Source organism: Herbaspirillum sp. YR522 (assembly GCF_000282575.1).
Taxonomy (GTDB): domain Bacteria; phylum Pseudomonadota; class Gammaproteobacteria; order Burkholderiales; family Burkholderiaceae_D; genus Herbaspirillum.
In genome coordinates, this window is sequence record NZ_AKJA01000014.1 from 1 (window position 1) to 3,669 (window position 3,669).

5 protein-coding genes are annotated in these 3,669 nt (G+C 62.0%); 2 read left to right on the top strand and 3 right to left on the bottom strand.

Features of this window, described 5'->3' with window-relative positions:
- Both PMI40_RS02295 and gatC read right to left on the bottom strand, forming a co-directional pair.
- On the bottom strand, positions 1-478 hold a 478-nt coding region (locus PMI40_RS02295; RefSeq protein ID WP_008111704.1), incomplete at its 3' end, for an amidase.
- 65 nt (positions 479-543) lie between these two features.
- On the bottom strand, positions 544-846 hold the full coding sequence (gene gatC / locus PMI40_RS02300) for an Asp-tRNA(Asn)/Glu-tRNA(Gln) amidotransferase subunit GatC (protein ID WP_008111707.1): 303 nt from the start codon (positions 844-846) through the stop codon (positions 544-546).
- 367 nt (positions 847-1,213) lie between these two features.
- Between gatC and PMI40_RS02305 the strand changes: the two genes are divergently transcribed.
- On the top strand, positions 1,214-2,257 hold the full coding sequence (locus PMI40_RS02305) for a rod shape-determining protein (protein WP_008111709.1): 1,044 nt from the start codon (positions 1,214-1,216) through the stop codon (positions 2,255-2,257).
- A 50-nt stretch (positions 2,258-2,307) separates the two neighbouring features.
- Here PMI40_RS02305 and PMI40_RS02310 read toward each other — a convergent pair whose 3' ends face one another.
- Positions 2,308-2,688: a hypothetical protein gene (locus tag PMI40_RS02310; RefSeq protein WP_008111710.1), complete on the bottom strand. Its 381-nt coding sequence runs from the start codon at positions 2,686-2,688 to the stop codon at positions 2,308-2,310.
- 184 nt (positions 2,689-2,872) lie between these two features.
- Between PMI40_RS02310 and mreC the strand changes: the two genes are divergently transcribed.
- On the top strand, positions 2,873-3,669 hold a 797-nt coding region (gene mreC / locus PMI40_RS02320), incomplete at its 3' end, for a rod shape-determining protein MreC (RefSeq protein ID WP_008111712.1).

A 3,669-nucleotide genomic window follows, 5' to 3' on the forward strand; every position in this document is an offset into this window, starting at 1 on the left:
GTGCGGCTACCGCCGCCGCGGAGCCGCCCGACGAGCCGCCTGGCACGGCCAGCTTGTCCCAGGGGTTCTTGACCGGGCCGAAGTACGAGTTCTCGTTGCCCGAGCCCATGGCGAATTCGTCGCAGTTCAACTTGCCCAGCGTGACCGTGCCGGCGGCGTTGAACCGCTCCACCACGGTCGCATCGAACGGGCTGACGTAGTTCTCGAGCATCTTCGAGCCGGCCGTGGTGCGCCAGTCGCGGGTGACGAAGATGTCCTTGTGGGCGATCGGGATCCCGGTGAGCGGGCCGGCGTCGCCACCGGCCAGGCGGTCGTCGGCCGCGCGCGCCTGCGCCAGCGTCAGGTCGCGCTCGACGTGCAGGAAGGCATTCAGGTCGCTCTGGCCGATGCGGTCGAGGAACAGCGTGGCCAATTCGGTGGCCGAAATCTTGCGCGCCTGCAGCTGCGCGGACAATTCTTTGAGGGTGAGCTTGTGCATGGAATGAAAGTGTCGCTGCTTGGATGTAGAGCGGGTTGGCGGCGCGGGCGGCGCCAGCCGTTCGATTATTCGATCACCTTGGGCACCAGGTACAGGCCGTCCTGGGTCGCCGGTGCCGGTTGCTGGTAGTCATCGCGGCGATTGGGCTCGGTCACGGCATCGTCGCGCAGGCGCAGCGCCAGCGCCGGTTCGATGGCGGCAATCGGGTGCGACAGCGGTTCGACACCGGCGGTGTCGACCGCCTTCAACTGCTCCACCAGCGAAAAGATACCGTTGAGCTTGTCCAGCGTCTGGCCGGCTTGGGCTTCGGTCAATTCGAGACGGGCCAGGTTGGCGATGCGTTTAACGTCGGAAAGGGCTAGTGACATGATGAAATGGCGCCCGCGGGCGCTGCATGGTGTTGAGATGGGAGCCGGCCGCAGGCCCGGGAAGCCGCCTGTGCAGCCGCGCTCCAGCGAGTTGGCTGAGCCACGTCCGAAAGATCTGGAATCAAGGAATTCGAACTTATCTTACAAGTCCTGCGACTTTGCTATCGAAAACACTGCAAAGCCGCGCCAGATGGCCTCGAAAGCCTGCGATTTTTGGCCGTTCCGGCTGCTGGTATCCACGAGATTATAAGGTAGAATGTTGGGTTAATGCCTTGCTGGCGCCGGTTTTTCGTGTCGCCGCAGTCATGAAAGAACATCCCCCCGATTAAAAAGCTAGGCGCCCTGTGCGGGCGCATCAGGACAATTCATGTTTGGATTTTTGCGTAGTTATTTTTCTAACGACCTGGCGATCGACCTGGGCACCGCCAATACGCTGATCTACGTGCGCGGCCAGGGTATCGTGCTCGACGAGCCGTCGGTGGTGGCGATTCGCCAGCAGGGCGGCCCCAATGGCAAGAAAACCATCCAGGCCGTGGGCAAGGAAGCCAAGCAGATGCTGGGCAAGGTGCCGGGCAACATCGAGGCGATTCGCCCGATGAAGGATGGCGTGATCGCCGACTTCACCGTCACCGAGCAGATGTTGAAGCAGTTCATCCGCATGGTGCACGACTCCAAGTTGTTCCGCCCCTCGCCCCGTATCATCATCTGCGTGCCTTGCGGCTCGACCCAGGTCGAGCGCCGCGCCATCCGTGAATCGGCCCTGGGCGCCGGTGCCTCCCAGGTGTACCTGATCGAAGAACCGATGGCCGCTGCCATCGGTTCCGGCCTGCCGGTATCCGACGCCACCGGCTCGATGGTGGTCGACATCGGCGGCGGCACCACCGAAGTGGGCATCATCTCGCTGGGCGGCATGGTCTACAAGGGTTCGGTGCGCGTGGGCGGCGACAAGTTCGACGAGGCCATCGTCAACTACATCCGCCGCAACTACGGCATGCTCATTGGCGAACAGACGGCCGAAGCGATCAAGAAGCAGATCGGCTCCGCCTTCCCCGGCTCCGAAGTCAAGGAAATGGAAGTCAAGGGTCGCAACCTGTCCGAAGGCATCCCGCGTTCGTTTACCATCTCCAGCAATGAAATCCTGGAAGCGCTGACCGATCCGCTGAACAACATCGTATCGGCCGTCAAGAACGCGCTCGAGCAGACTCCTCCGGAACTGGGCGCCGATATTGCCGAGAAGGGCATGATGCTGACCGGCGGCGGCGCCTTGCTGCGCGACCTGGATCGCCTGCTGATGGAAGAGACCGGCCTGCCGGTGATCGTGGCCGAAGATCCGCTGACCTGCGTGGTGCGTGGTTCGGGCATGGCCCTCGATCGCATGGACAAGCTGGGTTCGATCTTCTCGGCCGAGTAAGCGGCTGGCAGCCAGGTCCGGCACCTCAGGTGAGATGCCGGACCTGGTTCCTAGCGTTTCTGGTTTGGATTGTCGAACTTTGGCGGTTCCTTGTATGACAGGCGGCCATCGGCCAATGCCTGTGTGCAGTTCCTGGTGTAGCCGGCACCGGTCACCATGTTCTTCTGGTTGAATCCGACATAGAACGGCACGTTCTTGCCATTGAGCACGCGTGTGTAGTTGTAGCATTCACCGGTGCCCTCGAGGATGGCAATCTTGCTTTCTGGCTGTCCCAACTGGGCGACCACGCCAGCCTTGTTGGCACCCTCGATCATGGCTGCTTTGACATTGCCGACGTCGCGCACAATGGCGATGTCTTGGCTGGTGATGCAGCCAGCAAGTGTGGATGCGACAAGCAGCACGGATGTTGAAAGTACAATGCGGTTTTTCAAGAATTTCTCCGGTTGGATTGATTTGACGCTTGAGCAAAATATCTGCGTGTGTTTTCGACGAATGTCGACGCGGCGGGTTGCGGCGCGGGTGGAGATCTCGGAAAAATTCGATTTAATTCTATGAACCAATAGAAATAAAGGGTTGGTACGGCTGGTGGCAGTCCGATGCTGAGAGCATCGCCCCATGCCTGATGCGTTTATGGAAATCCCACCACTCTTCAAGCAGGGTACCTCGGCCCGCATGCGCGTGGCGACCTTCGCGCTGCTGTCCATCGTCATGTTGGTCGTCGACGCCCGCATGCATGTACTGGACACCATCCGCCAGGCCGTCGGTACCGTGCTCTATCCGTTCCAGACGGCCGCCATGGTGCCGCGCAATGCCGCGGCCAAGGCCGCCGACTATTTCACTTCGCTGACCGCCCTGCAACAGGACAACCAGTCGCTGCGCCAGCAGCAGATCGTCAATGCCCAACTGCTGCAACAGGAGCGCCTGCTGGCGGCCGAGAATGTGCAGCTGCGCAAGCTGCTCGACATGCAGCAGCGGGTGCCGGTGCAGTCGGTGGTGGGCGAGATCCTGTACGACGCGCGCGATCCGTTTACCCGCAAGGTCATTCTCAACCGCGGCTCGCAACAGGGCGTGATGGCAGGACAGCCGGTGATCGACGACGTCGGTATCGTGGGCCAGGTCACGCGGGTGTTCCCGTTTACGTCCGAAGTCACCCTGCTGACCGACAAGGACCAGGCGATTCCGGTCCAGGTGGTGCGCAACGGCTTGCGCAGCGTGGCGTACGGGCGCGGCCAGACCGGCGTGCTGGACCTGCGCTTCATGCCAGCCAATGCCGACATCCAGAAGGGTGACATGCTGGTCACGTCCGGCATCGACGGCATCTATCCCCCCGGCCTGCGGGTGGCCACCGTGGCGCTGGTGGAGACCCGTTCGGCCGATTCGTTCGCGCGTATCGTCTGCCAGCCGCTGGGGGG